21 protein-coding genes are annotated in these 25,014 nt (G+C 74.6%); 4 read left to right on the forward strand and 17 right to left on the reverse strand.

Annotation, left to right across the window (positions count from 1 at the left end; translation table 11 throughout):
• Positions 1 to 262 precede the first annotated feature (262 nt).
• The 4 genes from RKE29_RS03560 to RKE29_RS03575 form a co-directional block, all read right to left on the reverse strand.
• Complete coding sequence (locus tag RKE29_RS03560; RefSeq protein ID WP_312003523.1) at positions 263 to 1,516, reverse strand: vanadium-dependent haloperoxidase; 1,254 nt, start codon at positions 1,514 to 1,516, stop codon at positions 263 to 265.
• Between the two features lie 272 nt (positions 1,517 to 1,788).
• The gene (locus RKE29_RS03565; protein ID WP_312003524.1) at positions 1,789 to 2,202 is read right to left on the reverse strand and encodes a DNA-binding protein; all 414 of its coding nucleotides are present in this window, start codon (positions 2,200 to 2,202) and stop codon (positions 1,789 to 1,791) included.
• Positions 2,199 to 2,462, reverse strand: coding sequence for a CopG family transcriptional regulator (locus RKE29_RS03570; protein WP_312003525.1), 264 nt, complete (start codon positions 2,460 to 2,462; stop codon positions 2,199 to 2,201). Before RKE29_RS03570 ends, RKE29_RS03565 begins: the two co-directional genes overlap by 4 nt.
• Before the next feature lie 120 nt (positions 2,463 to 2,582).
• Positions 2,583 to 7,022, reverse strand: coding sequence for a 5'-methylthioadenosine/S-adenosylhomocysteine nucleosidase (locus RKE29_RS03575; RefSeq protein WP_312003526.1), 4,440 nt, complete (start codon positions 7,020 to 7,022; stop codon positions 2,583 to 2,585).
• A 319-nt stretch (positions 7,023 to 7,341) separates the two neighbouring features.
• On the opposite strand from RKE29_RS03575, the gene RKE29_RS03580 reads away from it, so the two are divergent.
• Positions 7,342 to 7,923 (forward strand): DUF262 domain-containing protein, encoded by a 582-nt coding sequence (locus RKE29_RS03580; protein ID WP_312003527.1) that lies wholly within the window; start codon positions 7,342 to 7,344, stop codon positions 7,921 to 7,923.
• Here RKE29_RS03580 and RKE29_RS03585 read toward each other — a convergent pair.
• The 12 genes from RKE29_RS03585 to RKE29_RS03640 form a co-directional block, all read right to left on the reverse strand.
• Positions 7,895 to 8,566: a TetR/AcrR family transcriptional regulator gene (locus tag RKE29_RS03585; protein ID WP_312003528.1), complete on the reverse strand. Its 672-nt coding sequence runs from the start codon at positions 8,564 to 8,566 to the stop codon at positions 7,895 to 7,897. The genes RKE29_RS03580 and RKE29_RS03585 overlap by 29 nt on opposite strands.
• 61 nt (positions 8,567 to 8,627) lie before the next feature.
• Positions 8,628 to 10,487: a TIM barrel protein gene (locus tag RKE29_RS03590; RefSeq protein WP_312003529.1), complete on the reverse strand. Its 1,860-nt coding sequence runs from the start codon at positions 10,485 to 10,487 to the stop codon at positions 8,628 to 8,630.
• A gap of 93 nt (positions 10,488 to 10,580) precedes the next feature.
• Positions 10,581 to 11,441, reverse strand: a complete 861-nt coding sequence (locus RKE29_RS03595) for a shikimate dehydrogenase (protein WP_312003530.1) — start codon at positions 11,439 to 11,441, stop codon at positions 10,581 to 10,583.
• Positions 11,438 to 11,908 (reverse strand): type II 3-dehydroquinate dehydratase, encoded by a 471-nt coding sequence (gene aroQ / locus RKE29_RS03600; RefSeq protein WP_312003531.1) that lies wholly within the window; start codon positions 11,906 to 11,908, stop codon positions 11,438 to 11,440. Before aroQ ends, RKE29_RS03595 begins: the two co-directional genes overlap by 4 nt.
• 97 nt (positions 11,909 to 12,005) lie before the next feature.
• A complete protein-coding gene (locus RKE29_RS03605; protein ID WP_312003532.1) occupies positions 12,006 to 13,379 on the reverse strand; it encodes an MFS transporter in 1,374 nt (457 codons plus the stop codon).
• A 320-nt stretch (positions 13,380 to 13,699) separates the two neighbouring features.
• Positions 13,700 to 14,806: a 3-oxoadipate enol-lactonase gene (gene pcaD / locus RKE29_RS03610; protein ID WP_312003571.1), complete on the reverse strand. Its 1,107-nt coding sequence runs from the start codon at positions 14,804 to 14,806 to the stop codon at positions 13,700 to 13,702.
• 5 nt (positions 14,807 to 14,811) lie between these two features.
• A complete protein-coding gene (pcaB, locus tag RKE29_RS03615; protein ID WP_312003533.1) occupies positions 14,812 to 16,167 on the reverse strand; it encodes a 3-carboxy-cis,cis-muconate cycloisomerase in 1,356 nt (451 codons plus the stop codon).
• Positions 16,164 to 16,781 carry a protocatechuate 3,4-dioxygenase subunit alpha gene (gene pcaG, locus RKE29_RS03620; protein WP_312003534.1) on the reverse strand — a complete coding sequence of 206 codons (618 nt, stop codon included), beginning with the start codon at positions 16,779 to 16,781 and terminating at the stop codon, positions 16,164 to 16,166. Before pcaG ends, pcaB begins: the two co-directional genes overlap by 4 nt.
• Positions 16,782 to 16,785: 4 nt before the next feature.
• Complete coding sequence (pcaH, locus tag RKE29_RS03625) at positions 16,786 to 17,556, reverse strand: protocatechuate 3,4-dioxygenase subunit beta (RefSeq protein WP_312003535.1); 771 nt, start codon at positions 17,554 to 17,556, stop codon at positions 16,786 to 16,788.
• Between the two features lie 41 nt (positions 17,557 to 17,597).
• Positions 17,598 to 18,806, reverse strand: coding sequence for a thiolase family protein (locus tag RKE29_RS03630; RefSeq protein ID WP_312003536.1), 1,209 nt, complete (start codon positions 18,804 to 18,806; stop codon positions 17,598 to 17,600).
• Positions 18,803 to 19,450, reverse strand: a complete 648-nt coding sequence (locus RKE29_RS03635) for a 3-oxoacid CoA-transferase subunit B (RefSeq protein WP_312003537.1) — start codon at positions 19,448 to 19,450, stop codon at positions 18,803 to 18,805. Before RKE29_RS03635 ends, RKE29_RS03630 begins: the two co-directional genes overlap by 4 nt.
• A 7-nt stretch (positions 19,451 to 19,457) precedes the next feature.
• On the reverse strand, positions 19,458 to 20,231 hold the full coding sequence (locus tag RKE29_RS03640) for a CoA transferase subunit A (RefSeq protein ID WP_312003538.1): 774 nt from the start codon (positions 20,229 to 20,231) through the stop codon (positions 19,458 to 19,460).
• Positions 20,232 to 20,377: 146 nt separating this feature from the next.
• On the opposite strand from RKE29_RS03640, the gene RKE29_RS03645 reads away from it, so the two are divergent.
• Positions 20,378 to 20,839 carry a MarR family transcriptional regulator gene (locus tag RKE29_RS03645; protein WP_312003539.1) on the forward strand — a complete coding sequence of 154 codons (462 nt, stop codon included), beginning with the start codon at positions 20,378 to 20,380 and terminating at the stop codon, positions 20,837 to 20,839.
• 292 nt (positions 20,840 to 21,131) lie between these two features.
• A complete protein-coding gene (locus RKE29_RS03650) occupies positions 21,132 to 22,277 on the forward strand; it encodes an extracellular solute-binding protein (RefSeq protein WP_312003540.1) in 1,146 nt (381 codons plus the stop codon).
• Positions 22,278 to 22,303: 26 nt separating this feature from the next.
• Here the strand turns inward: RKE29_RS03650 and RKE29_RS03655 are convergent, their stop codons facing one another.
• Positions 22,304 to 23,047: a TetR/AcrR family transcriptional regulator gene (locus tag RKE29_RS03655; protein ID WP_312003541.1), complete on the reverse strand. Its 744-nt coding sequence runs from the start codon at positions 23,045 to 23,047 to the stop codon at positions 22,304 to 22,306.
• A gap of 423 nt (positions 23,048 to 23,470) precedes the next feature.
• Between RKE29_RS03655 and RKE29_RS03660 the strand changes: the two genes are divergently transcribed.
• Positions 23,471 to 24,925 carry an APC family permease gene (locus RKE29_RS03660; RefSeq protein WP_312003542.1) on the forward strand — a complete coding sequence of 485 codons (1,455 nt, stop codon included), beginning with the start codon at positions 23,471 to 23,473 and terminating at the stop codon, positions 24,923 to 24,925.
• The last annotated feature ends 89 nt before the right edge of the window (positions 24,926 to 25,014 follow it).

Raw genomic sequence — 25,014 nt, forward strand, 5'->3', positions numbered from 1 at the left:
GTCCGCGATACGCCGCAACCGCGCCAGTCGATCACCGAGGTGCTCACTCGCCATGAAGACGACGGTACGCCGTCGTTGGACCCGGCCCTGCTGCGGCGGGAATCACAAAGGGCCGGTTGTCGGGCTTGGCCGACCGGTGCGGACTGCCCGGACGAAGGATTCCCGCGTGCTGTACCTGATCGCCTGCGCCGCGCCGTCCGTCCGGCGCGTCCGTACCGGTGTCGAACGGGCCCGGCCGCCGGGTGGGCCGGGCCCACCGGGATCACAGGTCGCCGAACAGCCGCCAGGCGTCCCGCAGCGCCGCACCGGCCACCCGCCTGCCGAGCGTCGCCCCGACCTCGTCCGCCGTGCGGGTGTGGATGCCCGAGAAGACCCGCGCGTCGACGTTCTCCTCCGTCAACTGCCGCCAGGCGGTGTACGTGCGGGTGACCCCCGGGGCCGTGGCGCTGGTCAGCTCGAACGGGCCGGTACGCGGCCCGGTGAGGGCTGCGAGCACCGCTTCCGCCGCGCCCGCGTAGGCGCCGTGGCCGCTGGGGTACTCCGGCTGCGGCGGGGCGGCGTGCAGCGGGGTCCAGGCCGGGTCCGGGTCGATGGCGCCGGTGCGGATGGCGGTGACCGGACGCCACCACACGTAGGCGAACTTGCTGTCCGAGATCGCGATCTGGGTGTCCACCGACGCCACGTGGAACAGCGCCACCAGCCGGGCCCGTTCCGGCACCGGCTGCCGGGACCGGGCCAGCGCGACGCGCAGCGTCCCGGTGTAGACGTCCAGCGGCACGCCGTACCAGAAGGCGGCCGTCTGCGTCTGGTGCGCGGTGCGGCGGGTGCTGTCCAGCGCCCCGTACGCGCGTACCTCGGCCAGATCCTCGCGGTAGCGGTCGGAGTCCAGCGCGGGCGGCGGGCCAGGGCGGAACTCGTCGGCGCTGTCCATCAGGAATGGGCGGGCCAGGCGGCTGCCGTACCCGGCGGCCGGGGCGTAGGCGGGCGGCGTGGGCTGCCAGACTCCGGGGCCGGGCGGCGGCGTGGTGAAGGGGGCCGACACCGACGCCGGGTCCAGCCCGTCGCCCGCGCGGGAGGCCAGCACGGCGTGGGCCTCACGCGCGCCCGCCGCCACGCCCCGGTCCTCGGCCGGGCCGTCCGGGATGCCGTCGAGGGTGGCGTGCCAGGCGGCGTCCAGCTGTTCGGCGCGGGCGGGCGCGAGGGCGACCAGGGAGTGGTGCACCGCGGTGGCCAGCGCCGCGTCCTGGAACGCGCCGCGGTCGACTCCGGCGGGCGCCCGGCGGGTGGCCCGTGCCGCCGCGAGCCAGCTGACCGCCCAGGTGCGGCTGTTGGTCACCTGGGTGGGCGCCTTGGCCTTGGCGACGGTCTCGGCCGTGATGTCGTACCAGGCCAGCGTCACCGTGCCGCCGCGCTCGGCGGGCGCCGCGGCGGTGGTCGGGGCCATGGCCGCGGTGGCGGTCAGCAGCGCGGCGGTGCCGAGGGCCAGTACGGCCGGGCGGATTCCGAGCGGACTCAACGCTCACTCCCCTTCACATTCCTCGTCGTTGCGAGTTTCGTTCCCCTGTGCCGCACGGGCCGAGCCGGGTCCCCGGCCAGCAGCCCCTGGACCCGCCCACCGCTGCCTGCGCGTCGACATGACGTCATGGCGGTCCGATGTCGCCCAGAATCCAGGTGAGGTCCTGGTCGGTGCGCTGCCGGTGGCGGGTGCCGAGCTGGTCGCTGGCGCCCTTTCTCACCGACTGTGGACGTTCTCGGATCGGCTCACTCGCACACTGCGTGACATGCGGCTCATACTTTTACGGCGGTGGCGCGCCCGCCGCACAGGACGGTGAGGTCCTCCGGGTCGGAGGTGAGGATGGTGACCGGTCCGGGGGCCGCGAGTGCGGTGGCGCCGAGCATGGCGTCGATGGCGTACTTGTGGCCGTGCAGGCCGGAGTCGGTAAGGAGGGCGGCGGCCTGGTAGGCGATCGACTCGGTGACCGGCTCGATGACGACGCGGGAAAGTGTCCACTCCAGGGCGGGGCGGTTGATCCGGGGGTGGATCACCTCGACGAGGGTGGCAGCCGATGTGATCACCCGTAGGTCGTCGGCGCGAGCGAGGGCGAGCCAGGCGGTGACCGCCCGGTCGCGCAGCACGGCCTTGGCCAGCCCCTCACTGTCGAGGACCAGCGTGCCGCCGGGGACGGCGGAGGAGCGGGTCACGCGGCGTCCGCTCCGCTGTGCGTCTGCTCGCGGCGCGCCTGGTGGAGCTGGTCGCGTAGCGTCTGGACCTCCTCGTCTGTGATGGGGCCGTGCTCGGCCTCGGCGACGGCGATGAGCTCGTTGAGGTTGTCCCTCTCGATCTGCCGGGCGACGGCGGCGGCGACGTAAGCGGACAGGCCGGACGGGCCGCTGCGGGCCTTGGCGGCTTCGGCGATGTCACGCGGCATGGTGATCGAATATTTGCCGGTAGGTTCGCTCATGCCACTGATCCTACCTTTCATCCTCCTGTCGATGTGTGTGCGACGCCGAAGCGCTGTCGTACCCGGGCACACCGGCATACGGATTCCGGGCGGTCCGTCCACCCACGCCGACGCAGGCCGTCACGGCGGCCCGTCGTCGCCCAGAATCCAGGTGAGGTCCTGGTCGGTGCGCTGCCGGTGGCGGGCGCCGAGCTGGTCGCTGATGCGCTTTCTCACCGACTGCGGCGTTCTCGGATCGGCGAGGAGGTCTTCCAGCGGTTGGCGGGTGGTTTCGTACGCTCTGCGGATCGCCGAGCTGACCAGTGACAGGGCGTATCTCTCCGGAAAGACGAAGTGCTCCCCGGCGGCATTCTCCCCGGTCGCCCGCAGGTGGTCCCACAGCAGGGCGTTCGCCGCCGGGGAGCCCCGGTCGAAGACGCTGTCCATCGCGCCCCGGAAGGCCTTGGACAGGTGGTTCTCCGCCGCCGCTCCCTGCCCCGACCCGACCGCCCGCCTGATCACGCGGACCAGCAGCCGCGCGGCGGGCACCGGGCCGTGAGCGGCCGCCGTACGGCGGACGAGCTGTCCGAGGTGGGTGATCAGCCCCGCGTCGGTGGGCGGAGCGAAGGCGAGGCCGATGGCGGCGTACACGGCGTCCTCGGCCAGGGATCCGGTCTCGCAGGCGGCGTGCAGGAGGGCCCTGCGCGCGGCGGACCTCCGCTCGCCGTCCGGCACGCCGCGCAGGGGCGCGAGGGCTCCGTCCGGCGCGTAGAGCAGCCCGGACAGGAACCGGTGCGCCGCGGGGTACTGGCCGGGGTCCCGGGCCGCCGCCGTGCCCACCAGCCCGAGGAACGCCGCCTGGCTCTTCTGGTCCGACAGCGCGTCGTAGCGCCGCAGCAGGCGGTCGACCTCCGGGGGCGGCAGCACTCCGGCCAGCACCGAGCACTCCCAGAGGGTGAGCGCCTGGCGCAGCCGCTTCCCGCTGCCGCCGTGGTCGAGTTCGGCGTCGATGAGCGCGGTGAGAGCGGGCGCCGACCCGCGGAGCGTCGACAGCACCCGGTCGTGTGCCGGGGGCGGCAGCGCGCTGGTGCCCTTCTTCGCCCGGCCGGTGGTGACGGCCTCCAGCAGTACGGTGTCGGCGTCCAGGAGGCACAGGTCCACCAGCAGGCCGGTGTGCTGTTCGGCGGCGGTCCGGCCATCGGCGACGGCGCGGTGCAGCGACCTGCGGACGAAGGCGCGGGCGGCCGGGGGCGCCGCCGTCGCCTCGCTGATCCCGCGCACCGCGGGCGGGTGGTCGGCGAGCGCGGCGGGCAGCAGCAGTTTCGCCAGGCCGTCCGGGCGCAGCCACAGGTCCGGGGCGGGCGCCCAACCGGAGGACTCCAGCGTCTGCCGGACCCGCCGGGGCGGCACGTTGCGCTGGGCGAGGATCTCGCGGGCGACGGCCGCCCACCGCTGGGAGGTCGTCAGGGACCGGCTCTCGTCGCTCGGCAGGCCCCTCAGCAGCGCGCCGAGCCTGCGCACCAGCGCCTCGGCCGCCGCGCTCCGGCCGGCCAGCAGCCGGGGCAGGGCCGCCTGCTGCTGGAGCGCGCGCGGGGCGCCCTGGCCGGTCAGGGCCAGGAGCCGGTCGAGGGTCGGTTCGACGGCCCAGTGGCCCGCGGGCAGGCCGTCGAGGACGGTGGTCGTGGCGAAGAGTTCGGCGTTCGCGACGGGGTCCTGGTGGTCGGCCTCCAGGCGTGCCGCGCAGCGGTCCAGGCGGTACGGCCACGGGTGGCCGTCCGCGGCCGACGGCGCCGCACCGGGGAGCCGGTGGTCCACGGTCCACGACGCGGCCAGGACCTCGCCGAGAGCCGTCTGGAAGAGTTCCGCGTCCCGGGACTTCGGCGCGGCCCGGGCCCGTACGACCCGGTCCCGGACGGCGTCCGCCTCCCGCGGCGAGCCCAGCAGGCGCCAGTGCCGGGCCCACAGCGCCATGACGGCGTGGGCCAGTTCGGCCAGCCGCGCGGCGAACGCGAAGTCCAGGACGTCCCGGAAGCCCTGCCGGGCGGCGGCCGCGTCCACGTGCGCGGTGAGGACCAGCAGGCGGGGCACGACCTCGACGCCCACGGTGTTCCGGCGGCGCCCCAGCAGCTCGGGCAGGCAGCCCCAACCGGTGAGGGCGGCGTGGACCGCCGGGGCGTCCTGGGCCGCGAGCCGTTCCAGCGCCTCCAGGACCGCGACCTGGAGACTCGGCTCCTTCCGCTCCCACAGGCCGCGCAGGTGGGGCAGGATCGTGCCCACGTCGGCGTCCCGCACGCTCGGCGCCAGCACCGCGTACCTGCGGCTGACGGTGTGCGGGGCCCGGTCGAGCAGGGGGCCCACCGGCGGGCCCACCGCCGGGTTCCGGGCGGCGACGGCGACGGCGATGGAGTGCAGCACCACCGCGTCCGGCCGCGACACCATGCGTGCCAGGGTGTCCTGTACGGCCGGACGGTGCCGTTCGTAGGCGGCGGCCAGCATGAGGAGCTGTTCCAGGATCGCGCCGACGAAGAAGTCCCGCTCGTGCCGCTCGATCCACGCGCACAGCCACTCCAGGGCCCGGGGCCCGCGGTGGCGGAACATGCCGCGGGCGGCCGCGTACTCGAACATGGTCTGGTGGAAGAAGCGGACGCCGCCGTCCGCGCCCGCCGCGAGCACCCCGCGGGCCAGGAGGCGGTCGAGGTCGGCGTGCGCACCGGAGGGCGTGCACGGAGGTAAGGGCCCCGGGCCGCCATGCGCGGAGGTGAGCAGTTCCACCAGGTCTTCCCGGGGCAGCTCCGTACGGCCCGCGGACATCAGCGCCACGGCGACCGCCCCGGTGGCCTCCGACAGATCCTCCCCTGTGTCGGCGGGGCGGCCGGGGCGGCGGTCGGGCAGGGCGCGCCGGTCGGCGACCACCCGGTGGTTCCAGTACCGCTGGTAGAGGCCGGTGACGTCGATCTCGGCGCTCGGGAACGCCCGGTCGTCCCGGGCCAGCTCGAACAGCAGCCGCAGGTGCAGCGGGCTCCGGCACACCTCCCGCACCGGCAGCCCCCGGGTGACGGGCTCCATGAGCCGGCGCACCCGCGCCGCGTCGTCGCGCGGCGCGGCGTCCGGGCAGTAGTGGGCGGCGTGGCCGCGGATCGCGTGCGGGATCTCGTGGTCGTCGTACGGGCCCAGGGTGATCGCGGTGAAACCGGCGCGCAGGCGCTTCGCCTCCTCCGGCCGCGAGGTGAGCACCAGGCGGGCCCCGGCCGCGACGAGGTCGTCGCACAGGTCGAGCAGCACCATCTCGTGGCGGTCGTCGTGCAGCAGCAGGTCCGCAGTGTCCAGCAGCACGACCGGGGAGCGGCCCCGCGCCCGGGCGTGGACGGCCGCGTCCACCACCGCCGGCGGCGACAGCGCCCCCGGTGAGCCGGCCGCGGGGTGCAGCAGCCAGGCCGCGTTCACCAGGAACACCTCCGCGTCCCGCGGCGCGGCCAGCTCCCGCGCCACGCCCCACAGCAGGCTGCTCTTGCCGTGCCCCGCCTCGCCTCTCACCAGCACCGGTTTCGGATCGGCGCCGTGCAGCGCCGCCACGACCCGGTCCTGGGCGGCCCGGCGCACGTACAGGCCCTCGCTGAGGTGGGACGGCGCGTCGTCGCCGCCTTCCGCGGGCGGCCGGGAGTCCACCACGTCCAGGTCGTCGGAGAACCGCCGCGACCAGCGCTGGAGCTGCCGGTAGGCGGCCGGGTCGCCGGGCCCGTCGCCGGGCCCGGAGCCGCCCGGCCCCGCGCCCTGCGGCTCCGGGCCCGGCCGCCCCGCGCCCGTCGGCCCGTCGGGCGGGTCGAGGGCGCGCAGGACGCGGAAGGCGAAGGCCGCGGCGTTGCGGGCCGCGACGGCCTGCCACCCCTCCGCGTCGGTGTCGCTCTTCCGGCCGTCGGCGTGGTCGCTGATGCCGCGGACGATCAGCGCGGGCAGCGACGCGTTGAGGTGCGCGGCCTGGGCGACACCCGCGGCCTCCATCTCGATGGCGGCGGCGTCCTGGTACGTACGGCGAAGCTGCCGCCGCAGCGGGGAGGCGGCGGAGTTCAGGACGACCTCGCCCGCCGCCACCGGCTTGAGGTGCACCGCGGGCGGCCCCTCGCGGACCCCTGCCGGCAGCGAGCCGCCCCACGCGCCGTCCCTGCGCACGGCCTTGGCCGTCTGCTCCAGCTCGTGGCTGAGCGCCCACACCCGCGGCCGGGCCAGGAACTCCCCGTCCTCGTCCTTGCCGCCGTGATACGCGTAGACGTGCGTGGCCACGACCACGTCCCCGAGCCGGACGTCCTGCTTGAGGCCCCCGGCGACGCCGACGAAGGCCACCGCGCGCGGATCGAACACGGCCACCGCGCGCTCGGTCAGCGCGGCGGCCCCCTGGTTGCCCTCACCCAGCTCCGCCAGGGCGACTTGCCAGCCGGTGCCGTCCAGGCGGCCCACCTCGAACCGGGTGCCCGAGCCGTGGCGGTACGGCCGCAGGTCGGACAGGTGGGCCCGTACCGCCAGATACTCCACTTCCAGGGCCGTCAGCACGACAAGCGAGCCGCTGTGGTGACGTCCGTCCGCCACGAAATCCCCTGTGCCGTCATGCGCCGATGCCGGGGGAACTCTACCCGTCCGCGGAGGCCTGCCTGGCAGGGACAGCCGTGGGACACGTTGCGGGGGCGGGCGGCCTCGGCGAGGTCGCGCGGCATGGTGATCGAGTACGTGCGGCCGGGCTCGCTCACGCGACCTACCCACTCCCGGTAGTCCACTCCCAGGCCTCCGCCTGATGGGGACCTGTGCGGACCAGGCAGGGAGATTCGGCCCGCGTCGCTTCTGACATGCGGGAACAGGCGTTGTCAGTGGCGGCACGTACGATCGCCGCGAGAGTCGATGGGGGAACAGCATGGTTGGTCTGTCTGCACAGCGTCGCGAGGTTCAGGACCCGGAACCCGCCGTGCCGAGGCTGGAAGCCCTGGCGAGCCGGGTGTTGAGCGGAGACATCGTCCTGCCCAAGTTCCAGAGAGGCTTCGTGTGGAGCCGTCAGCAGACCCTGGACCTGTTGGACTCGGTATCCCGCAACTATCCCATCGGCAGCGTTCTCCTCTGGCAGAGCACGGAACGACTCGCCAGCGAGCGTACCGTCGCGGGCCTCAATGTGGAGCCGCAGCGGCACGGCTATCCGGTGAACTACATTCTGGACGGACAGCAACGCCTCGCCAGCATCTGCGGAGCCCTGTACTGGCGCCCGGACGGTGACCCGGAGAGCTCGTGGCCGCCACGCGGCTCGGGCAGGCACCGGGTGGCACGGCGGGCGTCGTACGTGCTGGGGGGCGAGCTGCGCGTGTCCAATGGCCGAGGCATGCGAGACCGGCTCGCCGTCCGGGCCGACGAGAGGCGACAGGACGGGCTCCGGGCGATTCCGCGCCACCGGGCAGCCGCGGATCCGGCCGGGCGGTTCAGGGCCGCCGGGGGTTCTCGGCCGTGAGGTGGGCGATCACCATGTCACCGAGCATCGCGCGGTAGTGGTCGCGGCGGTCGGGAGCGGTGAGGTCGCGCCCGAAGAGGGTGCGGAAGGTGTGCCGGTTGGCGATGCGGAAGAAGCAGAAGGAGCTGATCATCGCGTGCAGGTCGACGGCGTCGATGTCCGCGGTGAAGACCCCCTCCTCCCGTCCGGCCGCCAGGATACGGGCGATGACCTCGGTCGCCGGGGAGCTGAGCGAGCTGAGGCTCGCCGATCCGGCGATGTGCTCGGCCTCGTGGATGTTCTCGATGGACACGAGCCGGATGAAGTCGGGGTGCGCCTCGTGGTGGTCGAAGGTGAGCTCGGCCAGGCGGCGGATCGCCGAGACCGGGTCGAGGTGCGCGACGTCCAGCTGCCGCTCCTGCTCGCGGATGACCGCGTAGGACCGCTCCAGGACTTCGGTGAACAGCTTCTCCTTGCTGCCGAAGTAGTAGTAGATCATCCGCTTGGTGGTGTGCGTGCGGGCGGCGATCTCGTCGACCCGGGCCCCGGCGAAGCCCTGGCGGGAGAACTCCTCCGTCGCCACGTCGAGGATCTCCGTCCGGGTCCGGGCCGCGTCCCGGGGGCGCCGGGCGGGCTGGGACGGCGGGGAGACGGCGGCTGCCATGCGGCTCCTCGGGGCGGACTTCTCCGGCGGCGGTCCGTGTGACCACGGGTCTCGTCCGGGATCATACGCCGCTGCGGCGGGCGAGCTGGGCCGCGAGCCGGACGCCCGCGTTCTGCGCGCCGTACCCGCGGTATCCGCCGGTCCGCTGCACGAGTTCGAAGAACACCCGGCCCACGGTGGCCGTGTAGCAGTGCAGGAACTCGCCGTGCTCGTCGCGGTCGTAGAGGATGCCGAGGTCCGCGAGAGCGGTCAGGAGGCCGGGGTCGAGGTCGTGGCGGGCGTCGAGGTCGTCGTAGTAGTTCGCCGGGACGGGGAGCAGGGCCGCGCCGCGTTCCCGGACGTGGCGGGCGGCCGTGACGATGTCGTCCGTGGCGAGCGCGACGTGCTGGACGCGGGCGCCGTCGGCGTCCCGCGCGTCCGGTGCCGGGGCGATGTTCAGTGCGATGCGTACGGCGCCGTCCTCGGTGGCGACGGCCCTGCTGCGCAGCAGCCCGTACGGGTCGGCGAGGTCGAGGCTGTCGTCCGCCCGCAGGCCGAGGACGCCCTGGTGGAAGAGGGCGGCCTCGTCGAACTGGTGCCAGGGCTGGGTGAGGGCGATGTGGTCGATCCGCCGGAAGGCGGCCGGTCGGGGGAGGGTCCCGGCCCCCGGTCCGGCGCCCGGGCCGGCGCCCGGTTTCGCGCCCGGTACGGGGGTGAAGTCGCCGGTCCAGCCGGGGCGGCCGGGGGCGTCGGTGCGGCAGAAGAAGACCTCGGTGCCGTCGGGGGCGGCGACCGCGTCGAGCGGCGCGTCCCGCGGGGCGCGGCGGCGGGGGACGACGGGGGCGAGCATGGCCTCGGCCCGGCGGGCGGCCCGGTCCGGGTCGGGGGTCTCCAGGCCGATGGCGGTCAGCGCGGGCCCGGGGCGGCGTCCGGCCGCCGGGGCGGTGTTGAGCAGGATCCGGGCCTCGCCCTGTTCCCACAGCTCGACGGGCTTGGAGCCGTGCCGTCCGGTACGGGCGAAGCCGAGGGCGCCCAGCAGGGAGCGCAGCGGCTCGGTGTCGGCCGCGTGGAGTTCGGCGAAGGCGAAGCCGGTCGGGACGGCGGGCGCGGGCGGGGCGGTGAGGCCGGTCGCCTCCTGGAGGAGGAGCAGGGAGCGCAGCGCGTCGACGGCGGTGGCGGCGGCGTCGGACTGCCGGAAGACGTCGTTGAAGACCTCCAGGGACAGCGGCCCGGCGTATCCGGCGCGTACGGCGGCCCCGGCCACCCCCGCGACGTCGAGGCCGCCCTGGCCGGGGAAGCAGCGGTGGTGGCGGCTCCACTGGAGGACGTCCATCGCCATCAGCGGGGCGTCGGCCAGCTGAAGGAAGAAGATCTTCTCGCCCGGGATGTCCGCGATGCCCCGGGGATCGGAGCCGCGCGAGAGGATGTGGAAGCTGTCGAGGCAGGTGCCGAGGGCGGGGTGGCCGGCCTGTTCGACGACCCGCCACGCGTGGTCGTACGTGCTGACGTGGCGGCCCCAGGCCAGCGCCTCGTACGCGATCCGGATGCCGTGCGCCGCGGCCCGGTCGGCGAGCAGGTGCAGCTGCTCGGCGGCGAGGGAGTCGTCGTCGACGGCTTCGGGCGCGACGCTGGAGCAGACGAGGAGCAGGTCGGCGCCGAGGCGTTCCATGACGGCGAACTTGCGCTCCGCGCGCCGCAGGTTGCGGGCGAGGAGGCCGGCGGGGACCGCCTCGAAGTCGCGGAACGGCTGGTAGAGGTCGATGCTCAGGCCCAGGTCGGCGCAGCGCAGCCGGATCTCCTCGGGGCTGTGCGCGCTGCCGATCAGGTCGTTCTCGAAGATCTCGACACCGTCGAAGCCGGCGGTGGCGATCGCGGTGAGCTTCTCGGTCAGCGGGCCGCTCAGGGAGACGGTGGCGATCGACGTGCGCGGGGGGAGGGGCATGGCGGTCTCTCCTCGGTGGGGGAGCGGGCGGCTCGGGAGGCGGTGGCTCGGGGCGGTTCAGCGAAAGGAGGCGGCGCAGCGAAAGGGGGCGGCTCAGGAGGAAGCGGCGGCGAGTTCGGTGAGGTCGGCCAGCATCCGCTCGGTGTGCGGTTCCAGCCCGGTGAACAGGCGGAAGGCGTCGGCGGCCTGGAAGACGGCCATGCCGCCGCCGTCGAGCGTGCGGCAGCCCAGCGCGCGGGCCTCCCGGAGCAGCGCCGTCTCCAGCGGGCGGTAGACCACCTCGGCGACCCACAGGCCGGGGCGGAGCAGGGCGGCCGGCACCGGAAGTCCGGGGTGGGCGGCCATGCCGGTCGGGGTGGCGTGGACGAGCCCGTCGGCGGCCGCGAGGCGTTCCGCCGCCTCGGCGGTACGGCCGGCCGCCGCGCGGCCGGGACCGAAGCGGGCGGTGAGCGCGTCGGCGAGGGCGGCCGCGCGGGCCGGATCGGTGTCGAGCAGGGTGAGCCGGTCGGCGCCGAGGGTGAGCAGCGCGTGGGCCACGGCGGCGCCCGCCCCGCCCGCACCGAGCTGGACGACGTCCCGGGTGGGCACGTCGGGCAGGCCGCGGGCGAAGGACCGGGCGAAGCCGGTGACGTCCGTGTTGTGCCCGACGGCCCGGCCGTCCCGGAAGACGACGCTGTTCACCGCGCCCAGCTCGGCGGCCTCGGGCGCGAGCTGGTCGAGGTGCCGCATGACGAGCTGCTTGCACGGGTGGGTGATGTTGAGTCCGTCGAAGCCCAGCAGCCGGGCGGCGCGGACGAGGTCGCCGACGGCCTCCGGGCCGGCGCCGAGCGCGTCGATGTCGAGGGTGCGGTAGAGCAGCCGGACGCCGTGCCGGTCGGCCTCGCGCTCGTGGAGGGCGGGGCTGAGGGACGGGCCGATTCCGGCGCCGATCAGTCCGGTGAGGTAGGAGGTCATCGGGGGCTCCCCTGGGGCGCGGCGGATGAGGCGCGGTGGCAGAGGTGGGCGAGGTGCGTCAGCGCCAGGGCGTAGCCGTGGGCCCCGGCGCCGCAGATGACGGCGTCGGCGACACCGGAGACGAGGGAGCGGTGCCGGAACGGCTCGCGACGGTGGACGTTGGTCAGGTGCACCTCGACGACGGGCAGCGCGGCGGCGGCGAGCGCGTCGCGCAGGGCGACGGAGGTGTGGGTGTAGCCGCCCGGGTTGATCACGATGCCGCGGTGCGCGGTGCGCGCCTGGTGTACGGCGTCGATGAGCACGCCCTCGTGGTTGCTCTGCCGGAAGTCGATGCGCAGCCCCAGCGGAGCTGCGGTGGTACGGCAGAGTTCCGCCACGTCGGCGAGGGTGCCGCTGCCGTAGACAGCGGGTTCGCGCTGGCCGAGGAGGTTGAGGTTGGGCCCGTTGAGGACGAGTACCGGAGTCATGGTGGCGCGATCCTTAGGAACTAACTTGTTAGTTCGTTGATATTCCCGGGCGGCCTTCCGGTCTTCCGAGGGGAAGGCCGCCCGGGTGCCCGGCCCGTCAGAGCGCGGCGGTCCGGCGGGGCTGCACGGGCGCGGATTCGGCCGGGGTGCGCAGGCCCAGCTCGGCCGTGGGGACGCGGTGCGTCTCGCGCCCGGTGGCCACGGCGACGGCGCAGACGACGCAGCAGGCGGCGGTGAGGACCGCCACACCGAGCCAGTTGCTGCCGTCGGGTCCGTCGATCTCGGCGGCGAAGGTGACCGCGAAACCGGCGACGGCGAAGCCGGTCTGGGTGCCGACCGCGGTGCCGGACAGCCGGACGCGGGTGGGGAACATCTCGCCGTAGAAGGAGGGCCAGATGCCGTTGGCGGCGCTGTAGACGACGCCGAAGAAGGCGAGGCCGGTGACGCAGACGAGCGGATAGCTGCCGGTGGAGATCGCCCACAGGTAGACGAAGACCATGACGCCGCTGCCGAGCGCGCCGATCAGGAAGACGGGCTTGCGCCCGATGCGGTCCGACAGCCGGGCCCACAGCGGGATGGCGAGCAGGGCGACGCCGTTGGCGCAGCCGTTGACCCAGAGCATGCTGGTCCGGTCGAGCCCGACGGCGTCGCTCGTGGCGTACGTCAGGGCCCAGACGGAGAAGATGGTGGAGACGGTGGCGATGGTGGCGGCGGCGACCACCCGCAGCACGTCCGCCCAGTGGTCGCGCAGCAGCTCGGCGAGCGGCATCCGGGCCACGGCCCGGCCGGCGGCGGCCCGCTGGAAGACCGGGGTCTCCTCCAGGGTCCGGCGGATGACGTAGCCGACGACGGCGACGACCACGCTGAGCAGGAACGGGACGCGCCAGCCCCAGGTGTAGAGCTGCTCGTCGGGCAGCGCGGCGACCGGGATGAAGACGAGGGTCGCCAGGATCTGGCCGGCCTGCGTGCCGTTGAGGGTGAAGCTCGTGTAGTAGCCGCGCCGGTGTTCCGGCGCGTGTTCCAGTGTCATCGCGTTCGCGCTGGCCTGCTCGCCCGCGGCGGACAGGCCCTGGAGGACGCGCATGACGACCAGCAGGACGGGAGCGAGGGTGCCGGCCTGCTCATAGGTGGGCAGGCAGCCGATGAGGAAGGTGGACAGGCCCATCAGGACCAGCGTCCACACCATGATCGTACGGCGGCCGAGCCGGTCGCCGAGGTGTCCGATCAGGAGCGCCCCGAGAGGGCGGGCGGCGTACGCCACGCCGAAGGTCGCCAGCGAGATGAGAGTGGCCGTGGCCGGGTCGGACGGGTCGAAGAAGACCTTGGGGAAGACCAGGGCCGCGGCGCTGCCGTAGATGAAGAAGTCGTAGTACTCCAGCGCACTGCCGATCCAGGCGGCGAGCGCGGCCTTGACCGGCTTGCCCTTGGGCGGGGCCGCGGGCGGCGGGGCGGCCTGCGGGTGAGCGGACATGTGAACTCCTCGGGGGCGCAGCCTACCCCGGGACGGGGCGGGTGAGGTGAGCGGCGAGAGCGGCGGGGCCCGGCGGGGGAGGGGCCCGGAGCCTGACGGTGACGCGTGGCGTCACGGACCCGGAAGCAAGTGTTAACGTACTAGATAGTTCATTAACCTGGTGGTGATGCTCTCCCGCCCCTCAGGCGGTGTCAATACATCTGGTCGTAACAGATGCCCGGTTTTCGCCGTTCTTTCGTCGCCTCCGGGCGCCGTGTCCGGGCGCGGCGCGGCGCGTGAGGCCGCCGGCCGTCGCCGCACGGGACGGCAGCGCTGCCGTGTCAGCCGTCCGCATCCTCCGCGAGCACGCGCTGGGCCACCGCGAACGCGCTGTTCGCGGCCGGTACACCGCAGTAGACGGCCGTCTGGAGCAGGACGGCGCCGATCTCGTCGGGGGTGAGCCCGTTGCGGCGGGCCGCGCGGACGTGCAGGGCCAGCTCCTCGTGGTGGCCGCGGGCGACCAGGGCGGTGAGCGTGACCAGGCTCCGCTCGCGGCGCGTAAGGACGGGATCGGTCCAGATCTCGCCCCAGGCGTAGCGGGAGACGAAGTCCTGGAAGCGGGCGGTGAACGGGGTCTGCCGGGCCTGGGCGCGGTCCACGTGCGCGTCCCCGAGGACCTGGCGGCGCACCTCCATGCCGCGGGCGGCGCACCCCGTGAAGTGGGCGCGCAGGGCGGCCACGACGGCCTCGGGCTGTTCGGCCGGGGCCAGGTGCCCGGCGCCGGGGAGTTCGGTGAGCGCGGCGCCGGGCACGGCGTCGGCGATCTCCCGCAGGTGGGCGGGCGGGGTCGCGCGGTCCTCGCGGCCCGCGACCAGCAGGGTCGGCGCGGCGATCGAGGCGAGCCGGTCCCGCAGGTCGAAGACGGCGATCGCGTCGCAGCAGGCGGCGTACGCCTCCGGGTCGGCCCTGAGGTGGCCCTCCACCAGCTCCGGGGCGGTGAAGCCGGGAGTGAACCACCGGGCGTCCGCGGTCGCCGCGAGCGCTTCGAGACCCTCGCGGCGGACGGCCGCGGCCCGCTCCCGCCACCCCTCGGAGTCGCCGAAGCGGGCGGAGGAGCACAGCACGGCCAGCCGCTCGACCCGCCCGGGATGGTACGCGGCGAGGTGGAGCCCGACGGCTCCGCCGAGCGAGACCCCGGCGTACGAGAAGCGCTCGGCGCCGAGCGAGTCGGCGAGGTCCAGCACGAGGCGGGCGAGGTCGCCGACGGTCGCGCCGGGGCCGATCAGGGAGGCGGGTGACCGGCCGTGGCCGGGCAGGTCCCAGCGCACGACCCGGTGGGTGGCCGACAGCTCGGGCGCCACCGTGTCCCACACGGCGGTGGTGGTGCCCAGCGAGGGGCCGAGAAAGAGGACGGGGGCGGTGGCCGGGCCCTCCGCCCGGTGGTGCATGACGGTCACGGTCGCTCCAGGGCACGGTCGGTGAGGGCTGCGGCGCAGCCGGTGTAGCGGGCGGGGTCGGTGAGGCCGGCCAGGTCGATGCCCGCGAGCGCCGGCTCCTCGGCCAGGACGTCCGCGAGCGGCCGGTCCTCGGCGCGCGCGCGGCGGGCGGCCTCGGTGAGCAGGTCCGCGGCGCGGGCCCGGCCGAGCACCGGGGCGAGCTCCGTGGAAAGCCGCTCGGAGACGAGCAGACCGCGGGTGAGCCCGAGGTGCGCGCGCATGGCGCCGGGGTCCACCCGCAGGCCCTCGGCGAGTCCGGCCGCGTCCCGGGCGGCCCCGCCGGCCAGGCGCAGCAGGTCGCGCAGCGGCTCCCACTCGGCGTGCCAGGCGCCGGCGGGCCGTTCGTCCTCGGCCGCCATGGACGCGTACAGGGTCGCGGCGAGGCCGGGCGCGCGGCGGGCGGCGGCGGCGATCAGCGTGGCGCGGACGGGGTTGGCCTTGTGCGGCATGGCGGACGAGCCGCCTCCGGCGCCCTCCGCCACCTCCGCGATCTCGGTACGGGCGAGCGTGAGCACGTCGGCGGCCGCCTTGCCCAGGGCGCCGGTGGTGCAGGCGAGGGCTCCGGCGAGGTCGGCGACGGGCGTGCGCAGGGTGTGCCAGGGGAGCGCGGGCGCGGCGAGGCCGAGTTCGCGGGCGTACGCGGCCGGCAGGGCCAGCGGGTCGGCCAGGCCGTGGGCGCCGAAGGCGGCCAGGGTTCCGGCGGCGCCCCCGAGCTGGGCGGGCAGCGCGGCCCGTACCGTACGCACCCGGTCGCGCGCGTCGAGGACGAGCGAGCGCCAGCCCGCCGCCTTGAGGCCGAAGGTGGTGGGGACGGCGTGCTGGGTGAGGGTGCGGCCGGGCATCGCGGTGTCCCGGTGGGCGGCGGCGAGGCCGGCGAGCGCCCGCTGCGTACGGTCCAGGTCGGCGAGCAGCGGGTCCAGGGTGCGGGCGGCGACCAGCATGGCCGCGGTGTCCAGGATGTCCTGGCTGGTCGCGCCCTGGTGCACGTACCGGCCCCACTCACCCGCCGCCGAGGTCAGCTCCGCCACCAGCGGGATCACCGGGTTGCCCGCGCCGCGCGCCCGCAGGGCGATCGAGCGGAGGTCGAAGCGGGCCGCGTCGGCCGCCTTGGTGACGGCGCGGGCGGCCTCGGCCGGGGCCAGCCCGAGGCCCGCCTGGGCGCGGGTGAGGGCGGCCTCCGCGTCCAGCATCGCCTGGAGGACGGCGGTGTCGCCGGTGGCGGCCTCGGCGGGGGTGCCCGCCCGGCCGGGGGCGAGCAGCCCGGCGTCGGGTCCGGCGGGTGCCGGCGGGACTCCGGGAGGGACGGGTGTCACGGGAACTCCAGGAAGACCGTTTCGTCCTCGCCTTGAAGGCGGATGTCGAAACGGTACACGCGGTGCGGCTCCTCGGACGCGATCAGCGTGGCGCGCCGCCCGGCCGGAAGAGCGTCGAGCAGCGCGTCCGGCCCGTCGGCGAGGTAGGCGCGGGTGAACAGGTGGTGCAGCAGCCCGCGGGCGAAGACGCACACGCTGACGTAGGGCGGACCCGCGTTCCGTCCCGGCGGCAGGGTGTGCAGGGCGTAGTGGCCGTCGGCGTCGGTGGCGACCCGGCCGAAGCCGGTGAAGCCGATCCCGTCCCGACCCGGGAAGCCGCCGGTGACCGGGTCGCGGCGCATCGAGCCGGGCGCGCCCGCCAGGGAGCCGTCGGGGGCGGCCTGCCAGAAGTCGAGGAGGGCGTCGGGGACGGGCTCTCCCGCGCCGTCGAGGACGCGGCCGTGCAGGTGGATCGTGTCGGGGTGGCCCTGGGGGGCGACCTGCCCGCCGCCGGGGAAGGGGAGGGCGTAGCCGAAGAAGGGGCCGACGGTGTGGGCCGGGGTGGGCGGCGGGGCCGAGCCCAGGGGCGTCCCGCTCAGGGAGGTCGGGGAAGTCGGGGAGGTCGGGGAGGCCATGGAGTCAGCGTCCTTCTTCGATCCAGGTGGCGGAGGGACCGTCGAGGACGATGTCCCACTCGTAGCCGAGGGAGAACTCCGGCACGGACAGGTCGTGCCGGTAGGCGGCGACGAGCCGGTCGCGGGCGGCCCGGTCGGTGACCGAGCGCAGGATCGGGTCGTACGCGAAGAGCGGGTCGCCCGGAAAGTACATCTGCGTCACCAGCCGCTGGGCGAACGCCGTGCCGAAGAGGGAGAAGTGGATGTGGGCGGGGCGCCAGGCGTTGGTGTGGTTGCGCCAGGGGTAGGGGCCCGGCCTGACGGTGGTGAAGGTGTAGCGGCCCTGGTCGTCGGTGAGGGTGCGGCCGACCCCGGTGAAGTGGGGGTCGAGCGGGGCCGGGTGCTGGTCGCGCAGGTGGGCGTACCGGCCCGACGCGTTGGCCTGCCAGATCTCGACCAGCTGGCCGCGCACCGGGCGGCCGGCCCGGTCCAGGAGGCGCCCGGAGACGGTGATCCGCTCGCCGAGGGGCTCGCCGAGGTGCTGCCGGGTGAGGTCGTTGTCGATATCGGTGATGTCGGTCGTACCGAAGACCGGACCGGACAGTTCGACGGTCTCCGGGTCCCCGCCGGTCACGGCGACGAGCGGCTGCCTGGGGTGGCGCAGCCGGGAGCTGCGGTACGGGGGGTAGTCGCGCGCCGGGTGGTGCTCGGCGGGGGCGCCGCCGGACACCGCCGTGTCGTAGGCGCTCTGGAGGGCCGCGATCTCGGCGTCGATGTCGGACTGGGTGAGAGCCATGGTGACTCCTGCTGGTGTGGCGCTGGGCGTTCTTGGCGTTCTCAGCGTTCGAGGACGAGGGCGAGGCCCTGGCCGACGCCGACGCACAGGGCGGCGACGCCGGTCCCGGACCCCTTGCGGGCGAGCTGGTGGGCGACGGTTCCGGCGAGGCGGGCGCCGGAGGCGCCGAGCGGGTGGCCGAGGGCGATGGCACCGCCCTGCGGGTTGAGGATCGCCGGGTCGAACTCGGGCCATTCGGCGAGGCAGCCCAGGACCTGGGCGGCGAACGCCTCGTTGAGTTCGAGGACCGACAGGTCGGCGAGGGCCCGGCCCGCCCTGGCCAGTGCCCGGTTGACGGCCTCGACCGGGGCGAGGCCGAAGTAGTGCGGGTCGAGCGCGTGGACGCCGGTGGCGCCGATGCGGGCCAGCGGCTCGCGTCCGGTGGCCTTCAGGCCCTCGTCGTCGGCGAGGAGGAGGGCGGCGGCGCCGTCGTTGAGCGGCGAGGCGTTGCCCGCCGTCACCGTGCCCTTCTCGGTGCGGAACGAGGGCCGGAGCCGGGCCAGGGCCGCCGCCGACGCGTCCGGGCGTACGCACTCGTCGCGGTCGGCGAGGACCGGTCCGCCGCCGCGCCGGGGCACGGCGACGGGCGCGATCTCGGCGTCGAAGAGCCCGTCCGCCTGGGCCGCCGCGGCCTTGCGGTGGCTGGCGAGCGCGAACGCGTCCTGCCGCTCGCGGCCGATCGCGTGCTTCTCGGCGATCAGCTCGGCGGACTCGCCGAGCGGGACGGTCCACCGCGGGTCCATCGCCGGGTTGACCATGCGCCAGCCGAGGGTGGTGGAGTACAGCTCGGCGTGGCCGGCGGGGAAGGGCCGGTCGCCCTTCGGCAGGACGTAGGGGGCCCGGGTCATCGACTCGGTACCGCCGGCCACGGCGACGTGGGCGTCGCCGAGCGCGATGGCCCGCGCGGCCTGGATCACCGCTTCGAGGCCCGAGGCGCACAGCCGGTTGACGGTCACGCCGGGCACGGCGGCGGGCAGGCCGGCCAGCAGGGCGGCCATGCGGCCGACGTTGCGGTTCTCCTCGCCCGCGCCGTTGGCGTTGCCCAGGTACACGTCGTCGATCCGGGCCGGGTCCAGGCCGGGGGTACGGGCGAGGAGCGCGCGGATCGCGTGGGCGGCGAGGTCGTCGGGGCGGACCGGGGCGAGCGCGCCGCCGTACCTGCCGACGGGGGTGCGCACGGCGTCGACGACGTAGACGGCGGACCGGCTCATGACGCGGCCTCCTCCGGGACGGCGACCTTCGCGGCGGTCTTCGCGGCGATCTCCGCCGCGCTCACCCCGGGCGCGGTCTCCACCAGCACCAGGCCGTGCCCGGTGACGTCCAGCACGCCGAGGTCCGTGATGATCCGGTCGACGCAGCCCCTGCCGGTGAGCGGCAGACCGCACTCCGCGACGATCTTCGGCGTCCCGTCCTTGGCGGTGTGGGTCATGACGGCGATCACGGTCCGGGCGCCGTGCACGAGGTCCATCGCGCCGCCGATGCCGGTGATCAGCTTGCCGGGGACGGACCAGTTGGCGAGGTCGCCGCGCTCGGAGACCTGCATGGCGCCCAGGACGGCGACGTCGATGTGACCGCCGCGGATCATCCCGAAGGACAGCGCGGAGTCGAAGAAGGAGGCGCCGGGCAGGACGGTGACCGTCTCCTTGCCCGCGTTGACCAGGTCGGGGTCGACCTGGTCCGCGGCCGGGTACGGGCCGGTGCCCAGGATGCCGTTCTCCGACTCCAGCACCACCTCCACGCCCTCCGGCAGGTGGTCGGGGATCAGCGTCGGCAGGCCGATGCCGAGGTTGACGTACTGGCCGTCACGCAGCTCGCGGGCCGCGCGGGCGGCCATCTGGTCGCGGGTCCAGGCCATGGCGCGCTCACCGCCCCCGTGCCGCGGGCGCGGAGACCGTGCGCCGTTCGATCCCCTTGTCCGCGGCCTCCCGCGGGGTGAGGGCGACGACCCGCTGTACGAAGATCCCCGGCAGGTGGACCTGGTCCGGATCGATCGCGCCGGGTTCGACCAGCTCCTCGACCTCGGCGATGGTGACGTGGCCGGCCATGGCAGCGAGCGGGTTGAAGTTCCGGCTGGACTTGCGGAAGACCAGGTTCCCGTGCCGGTCGCCCCGGGCGGCCCGTACGAGCGCGAAGTCGGTGCGGATTCCGCGCTCCAGGACGTGACCGACGCCGTCGAACTCCCGCGCCTCCTTGGGCGGCGAGGCGAGCGCGACGCCGCCCTGCCCGTCGTACCGCCAGGGCAGTCCGCCGTCGGCGACCTGGGTGCCGACGCCGGCGGGGGTGTAGAAGGCGGGGATGCCGCAGCCTCCGGCGCGCAGGCGCTCGGCGAGCGTGCCCTGCGGGATCAGCTCGACCTCCAGCTCTCCGGCGAGGTACTGGCGGGCGAACTCCCGGTTGGCGCCGATGTACGAGCCGGTCACGCGGGCGATCCGGCCGGCGGTGAGCAGGATCGCGAGCCCCGAGTCCATCGCCCCGCAGTTGTTGGAGACGACGCTCAGCCCCGTGGCGCCGCCGGCGTACACCGCCTTGATGAGGACGTTCGGCACGCCGCTCAGGCCGAAGCCGCCCACCGCGAGCGACGCTCCGTCGGCGATGTCGGCCACCGCCTCCGCCGCGGTGGCCACCACTTTGTCCATGCGAGGTCCTTAGTCAGTGCACTGAGTATCTTCGTTGCCATGCTGGCACTCCACATCGGCTACGTCAACGGGAATCTCGGACCGCTCGCGGCTGCCGGGGCCCGGTAATATTCCGTGCACCAACGAACTCTTGTGGAAGGCACCCCATGACCGCGGTGGACTTGACCACCCATCCCGGGCACCTGGCCCGGCGACTCCAGCAGGCCCACCATCTGCTGTGGACGACGATGGTCTCGGAGGAGATCACCTCCCCGCAGTTCGGCGTCCTCAACACGCTGACGGCCGAACCGGGCCTGGACCAGCGGACCGTGGGCGAGCGGGTGGGGCTCGACCGTTCGACGATCGCGGAGGTCGTCAGCCGGCTCACCCGCCGGGGACTGCTCGACAAGGTGCGCGACCCGGAGGACGGCCGCCGGTTCCTGCTGGGGCTGACGGAAGAGGGGGCGCGCACGCACCGCAGGCTGACGGTGCGTACGGCCCGGATGAACCAGGTGTTCCTGGCGCCGCTCTCGGCCGAGGAGCGGGTGCTCTTCCTGACCCTGATGCGCCGGGTGTCGGACGCGGCGGAGGAGCTGCGCGACCCCGCCGGGCCGGCTCCCGCCTCCTGACCGGCCCGTCAGCCCGGGCGGAGCCGGTCGCGGCCCGGGGAGGGGTGCCGCGGAGGGCGCTCCCGGGCCCGGTCAGCGGCCGTGGGAACACTTTCCGGTCCCCGCGTCAACCGTTCGGATGAATCCGGTTTCCACCGTCCGCACCCCCGGGGTCGGACGTTCGGGCGGCGCGCGGCGGCTCCGGCCCGGGAAGAATCACGGGCGACGAAGCCCCGCGCCCGCGCTCCCGCCCTGTTCCGCCTCCCGTCCGCGGTCAGCGGAGCACGCGGGCAGGAGAAAGGACCACCCCCCCATGAGCAGCTTTTTCAGCAGGCGCCAGGCACTCGCCGCGAGCGCGGGCGCGGCGCTCGGCGCCACCGCCCTCGGCGGCTCGCTCGCCGGCGGCGCGGCGGCGGCCCCGTCCGGCAGGCCGGGCCTCGTGCGCGAGGAGACCAGGAGCCTCGACGAGCTGTACCGGGACGCGCTGGCCGAGGGCGGCGACCTCCTGATATACGCCGGGGGTGACACCGCGGACCAGCAGGACTACACCAGGGACGCCTTCCTGAAGCGGTTCCCGCGCATGAAGGTGAAGATCATCGTGGACTACAGCAAGTTCCACGACGTCCGGCTCGACACCCAGTTCGCGACGGACACCCTGGTGCCCGACGTGGTGCAGCTCCAGACGGTGCAGGACTTCCCCCGCTGGAAGGAGCAGGGCCGGCTCCTGTGCTACAAGCCGGCCGGGTTCTCGGCCGTCCACGACGGGTTCAAGGACCGGCACGGCGCCTGGGTGGCCGTCGAGGTCTACACCTTCAGCTTCCTGTACGACGCGGCGGCGGTCGGCGGCACGGCGCCGTCGTCGCCTGAGGACCTCGTCGACCCGCGGTGGAAGGGCCGGATCGCCTCCTCCTACCCCCAGGACGACGACGCGATCCTCTTCCTCTACCGGCTGTACGCGCAGAGGTACGGCTGGGACTGGATCGCCCGGCTGGCCGCCCAGGGCATCGAGTTCGGCCGCGGCACCAACTCCCCCGGCGACGCGGTGGGCGCGAAGCGGAAGGCCATCGGCATCGGCTCGTACGGCACGCTGACCGCGCCCTCGACCGACCCCGTGAAGTGGGTGGCGGCCGGTGGCCACCCCTTCATGGCATGGGGGCAGCGCGCCGCGATCCTGAAGGGCGCGAAGCACCCCGCGGCCGCCAGGCTCTACCTGAACTGGCACCTCTCCGCCGAGAAGCAGCGCACCGCGGACACGGGCTGGTCGGTACGCACCGACGTCGCACCGGTCGGCGGCCTGAAGCCGGTCTGGGAATACCCCGACGCCCACGTCGAGGAATTCCCCCGCTTCATGGCGGACCGCGCCGAGGCCGAGCGCTGGCGCCAGACCTTCGCCCTCTACTTCGGCGAGGTCAAGGGCGCCCCGAGCCCCGGCCGGCTCGGCCTCCACCCGGGCCGGTAGCCGCGGCGGCCGGCTCGTCCGCGCGGCTACTCGGCGGGAGCCCCTCCGGCGGGCCGGGACGCACCGGGCAGCAGACCGGCGAGGCCGTCCAGGAAGAGGCCGAGGGCCGCGGGATAGGCGCTGCCGGCCATGGTGGCGGCCAGGGCGTCGGCGCACGCGCTGATGTGCGGCTGGCTGGCGGCGGGGAGGGCGGCATAGGTGGAGCGCCAGGCGTCGTGGTCGGCTCGGGCCGCGGCGCGGGGCAGGGCCTTGTAGGCGGCGTCGAGCGCGGCGAAGCCGAGGGTCAGGTCGATGAAGCTGTGGTAATGGCGTGCCGCCTGCTCCGGGGAGAAGCCGGCTGCCAGCAGGATGCCGAGGACGGTTTCGACGGCGCGGATCTCCTGCGGGCGGCCGGTGACGCGGGCGGTGGACAGTACCGCCGCCTGCGGGTGGGCCAGCCAGGTGGCGTGGATGCGGTGGCCCAGGTCGCGCAGGCTCTCGCGCCAGTCGGCGGTGGGCCGGAAGCCGTCTACGCAGCGGCCGATCAGAGTGTCGGCGATGGCCAGAACGAGGTCGTCGGTGCTGTGGAAGTACCGGTACAGCGACGAGGGGTCGGCGCCCAGGGCGGTGCCGAGGCGGCGGACCGTCAGGGCGTCGGTTCCGTGCTGGCCGAGCAGCCGGATGGCGGTGTCCACGATCAGGCCGCGGGAGAGCACGGCGCCGGTCTTCGTGGGCCGTCTGCGGCGCTGGGCGCTGATCACCCGTTCCGGCCGGTTCGTCGGCTCGGGCATGGCCCGTCCCTTCTGTTCGGTGGCGGAGACAGCTTATGACAACGCAGTTGACCATAGTGGGGGGGTGCTGTTTCATGACGGTCACCGGTCGGCCGCCGGCGACCCGGGGGCCGGCCCGTGCGAGCACCCACGTGGCCCCGGAGGGCGGGTGATATCACCCGATGTAGGCGGTCATGGTCGAAAGCGCCCGCAATTCGCTGTTTCTTCGGCATTTGTCCCCGCCTGTCCCGCGCGTAGGCCGTCGGGAGACTCCCGGCCCCCGCGCGGACCCTCAGCCTCACCCGCCGGCTGTACCGCTCCGCCGCCGTCCCCTCGCCAGGGGCCGCGGTCCCCGTCTACCCGGATCGGTTGCCCATGAACGATCACAGCGCACCCACCCGTTCCGCCCCACCGTCACCCACCCCTCCCGAAAAGCCGCTGGGTGTGGTGCACGGAGTGGGCATCGCCGCTTCGAGCATCGCCGCCACGAGCACCATCGGCGTCGGACTGGGTGTGCTGGCGGTGTTCGTGGGCCGCCAGACGCCGGCGCTTCTGCTGCTGGCGTTCCTGCCGATGCTGGGCATCGCCGGTGCCTACGCGCGGCTGAACCGGGTCGAGCCGGACTGCGGCAACGGCTACGCGTGGGTGGGGCGGACCATGGGTCCCTGGCTGGGCGTGCTGGCCGGCTGGTTCCCCATCGCCGGAACGGTCATCTTCCTCTCCTACACCACCTCGATCACCGGCTCGGTCCTGGCCCAGCTCGGGCGGAAGGCAGGGGTGCACTCGGTGCTGGGCTGGACCCTGGATCCGAACTCCACCGTGCAGTGCACGCTGGTGGGCCTGGTGGTGCTGGCGGCGGTCACCTTCACCGCGATCACCGGCGCCGCCAAGGCGGCCGCCCTCCAGATCTGCCTGCTGGCCTTCGAGTACACCGTCCTGCTGGTGTTCTGCTGCTGGGGCCTGTTCGCCGGAGACCAGGGATTCTCGCTGTCCTGGCTGAACCCCTTCGCCATCGGCTCCTTCGACGGCCTGGCTCAGGGGCTGGTCCTCGCGGTGTTCTGCTACTGGGGGTGGGACGCCGCGTTCACCGTGACCGAGGAGACCCGCACCCCCGGCGACGCCTCCCGCAGCGGCTTCATCGCCCTGTGGTCCGTACTGGGACTGTTCCTGCTCGGGGCCGTCGCCTTCCAGCGGGTGATGCCCACTCAGGAGATGGCCGCCAACGGCGCGCAGGGCCTGACCCACTACGCCGACCGGCTGGCGTCCGAGCCCCTGGCCACCTTCCCGCTGGTCGGGCTGATGTTCTCCGCGGTCGCCTCCCTGCAAGCGGGTGTCATCCCCACCGCCCGGCTCACGCTGGCCATGGGCCGCGACGGCACCCTCCACCCGGTGTGGGCCAAGGTCCACGCCCGGTACGGCACACCGGCCGCGGCGACCCTGCTGGTCGCGCTGATCAGCACGGGGATCGCGCTGCTGACCCTGGCCATCCCCCGCCTCGACCAGGCCATCCTCGCCTCGGTGAACACCATCGGCATCCTCGTCTCCCTCTACTACGCGCTGACCGCCCTCACCTGTGCCCTGCGCTTCCGCGGTCTGCTGCGCACCGATCCCCGCGAGGCCCTGCGCGCGGTGGTCATCCCCGCCGCCAGCGGCCTGGCCCTGCTGGCCGTGGGCGGCTACCTCGGCTACCACTACGCCACCCTCAGCGACGGCTTCGCGGTCAGCGCCGCCAACGGCTGGTTCAGCCTCGCCTGCCCCGCCGCCGTCCTGCTGCTCGGCCTGGCCACCGGCGCCATCGCCAAGTGGCACCGCCGTTCCCCCCGCTTCACCCGATCACGCCCCGTCGGCGGGCGGTCCGCGCCCGCGCTCCCGGCCGGGTCCGAACGTCTGACCTCCTGAACCGGCCTCCTGAACCGGCCTCCTGCACCGGCCTCCCGAAGGCGAGAGGCGGGTGCGCGCCGGCTGAAGGCGCGCACCCGGCCGCCCGT

The organism is Streptomyces sp. B1866 (assembly GCF_031932565.1).
In the GTDB taxonomy this organism is placed as follows: Bacteria; Actinomycetota; Actinomycetes; order Streptomycetales; family Streptomycetaceae; genus Streptomyces.

Excerpts from the sequence above, each read along its gene's own strand:
- RKE29_RS03640 (WP_312003538.1), bottom strand. The coding sequence starts at position 20,231 with ATGGACAAAGTGGTGGCCACCGCGGCGGAGGCGGTGGCCGACATCGCC.
- RKE29_RS03635 (WP_312003537.1), bottom strand. The coding sequence starts at position 19,450 with ATGGCCTGGACCCGCGACCAGATGGCCGCCCGCGCGGCCCGCGAGCTG.
- pcaG (WP_312003534.1), bottom strand. The coding sequence starts at position 16,781 with ATGGCCTCCCCGACCTCCCCGACTTCCCCGACCTCCCTGAGCGGGACG.
- RKE29_RS03650 (WP_312003540.1), top strand. The coding sequence starts at position 21,132 with ATGAGCAGCTTTTTCAGCAGGCGCCAGGCACTCGCCGCGAGCGCGGGC.
- RKE29_RS03645 (WP_312003539.1), top strand. The coding sequence starts at position 20,378 with ATGACCGCGGTGGACTTGACCACCCATCCCGGGCACCTGGCCCGGCGA.
- pcaH (WP_312003535.1), bottom strand. The coding sequence starts at position 17,556 with ATGGCTCTCACCCAGTCCGACATCGACGCCGAGATCGCGGCCCTCCAG.
- RKE29_RS03585 (WP_312003528.1), bottom strand. The coding sequence starts at position 8,566 with ATGGCAGCCGCCGTCTCCCCGCCGTCCCAGCCCGCCCGGCGCCCCCGG.
- aroQ (WP_312003531.1), bottom strand. The coding sequence starts at position 11,908 with ATGACTCCGGTACTCGTCCTCAACGGGCCCAACCTCAACCTCCTCGGC.
- RKE29_RS03595 (WP_312003530.1), bottom strand. The coding sequence starts at position 11,441 with ATGACCTCCTACCTCACCGGACTGATCGGCGCCGGAATCGGCCCGTCC.
- pcaD (WP_312003571.1), bottom strand. The coding sequence starts at position 14,806 with ATGCACCACCGGGCGGAGGGCCCGGCCACCGCCCCCGTCCTCTTTCTC.
- RKE29_RS03570 (WP_312003525.1), bottom strand. The coding sequence starts at position 2,462 with ATGAGCGAACCTACCGGCAAATATTCGATCACCATGCCGCGTGACATC.
- RKE29_RS03630 (WP_312003536.1), bottom strand. The coding sequence starts at position 18,806 with ATGAGCCGGTCCGCCGTCTACGTCGTCGACGCCGTGCGCACCCCCGTC.
- RKE29_RS03590 (WP_312003529.1), bottom strand. The coding sequence starts at position 10,487 with ATGCCCCTCCCCCCGCGCACGTCGATCGCCACCGTCTCCCTGAGCGGC.
- RKE29_RS03655 (WP_312003541.1), bottom strand. The coding sequence starts at position 23,047 with ATGCCCGAGCCGACGAACCGGCCGGAACGGGTGATCAGCGCCCAGCGC.
- RKE29_RS03580 (WP_312003527.1), top strand. The coding sequence starts at position 7,342 with ATGGTTGGTCTGTCTGCACAGCGTCGCGAGGTTCAGGACCCGGAACCC.
- RKE29_RS03605 (WP_312003532.1), bottom strand. The coding sequence starts at position 13,379 with ATGTCCGCTCACCCGCAGGCCGCCCCGCCGCCCGCGGCCCCGCCCAAG.